Source organism: Streptomyces sp. CWNU-52B (assembly GCF_047444975.1).
Taxonomy (GTDB): Bacteria; Actinomycetota; Actinomycetes; order Streptomycetales; family Streptomycetaceae; genus Streptomyces.
In genome coordinates this window covers 1-800 of record NZ_JBLFJV010000069.1, presented here as the reverse complement: position 1 = coordinate 800, position 800 = coordinate 1, and the positions used below count along the sequence as shown (strand labels likewise).

The 800-nt window shown below is 64.4% G+C and carries 2 protein-coding genes; both read left to right on the top strand.

Features of this window, described 5'->3' with window-relative positions:
- The coding region (locus tag ACLVWQ_RS40430; RefSeq protein ID WP_414114331.1) for an alpha-amylase at positions 1 to 193 on the top strand (193 nt) is incomplete at its 5' end.
- Positions 190 to 800 (top strand): alpha-amylase family glycosyl hydrolase (locus tag ACLVWQ_RS40425; protein WP_414114330.1); only part of this gene is annotated, 611 nt, incomplete at its 3' end. The genes ACLVWQ_RS40430 and ACLVWQ_RS40425, both read left to right, overlap by 4 nt.

Here is an 800-nt window from a genome sequence, read left to right as displayed (position 1 = left end):
CACGGTCTCACTGGACATGCCCCGCCTCGGCTACGACTGGCACGAGACGGTCCCGGTACACGACGAACTCACCGGCGAGACCTACCACTGGGGCAGGACCAACTACGTACGCCTCACCCCCGGACAACAACCCGCGCACGTACTCACCGTCCTGCGACCCACCACCCCACCCACCGGAGGGTCCCCCACATGATCGTCAACGAACCCGTCCCGGACACCTTCGAAGACACCCCCGCCAAAGACCGCGACCCCGAATGGTTCAAACGCGCCGTCTTCTACGAAGTCCTCGTCCGCTCCTTCCAGGACAGCAACGGCGACGGCATCGGCGACCTCAAAGGCCTCACCGCCAAACTCGACTACCTCCAATGGCTCGGCATCGACTGCCTCTGGCTCCCCCCCTTCTTCCAGTCCCCCCTCCGCGACGGCGGCTACGACGTCTCCGACTACACCGCCGTCCTCCCCGAATTCGGCGACCTCGCCGACTTCGTCGAATTCGTCGACGCCGCCCACCACCGCGGCATGCGCGTCATCATCGACTTCGTCATGAACCACACCAGCGACCAGCACCCCTGGTTCCAAGCCGCCCGCACCGACCCCACCGGCCCCTACGGCGACTACTACATGTGGGCCGACAACGACCGGCAATACCCCGACGCCCGCATCATCTTCATCGACACCGAAGCCTCCAACTGGACCTTCGACCCCCTCCGCAAGCAGTACTACTTCCACCGCTTCTTCTCCCACCAACCCGACCTCAACTACGAAAACCCCGCCGTCGTCGAAGAAATCATCTCCGCCCT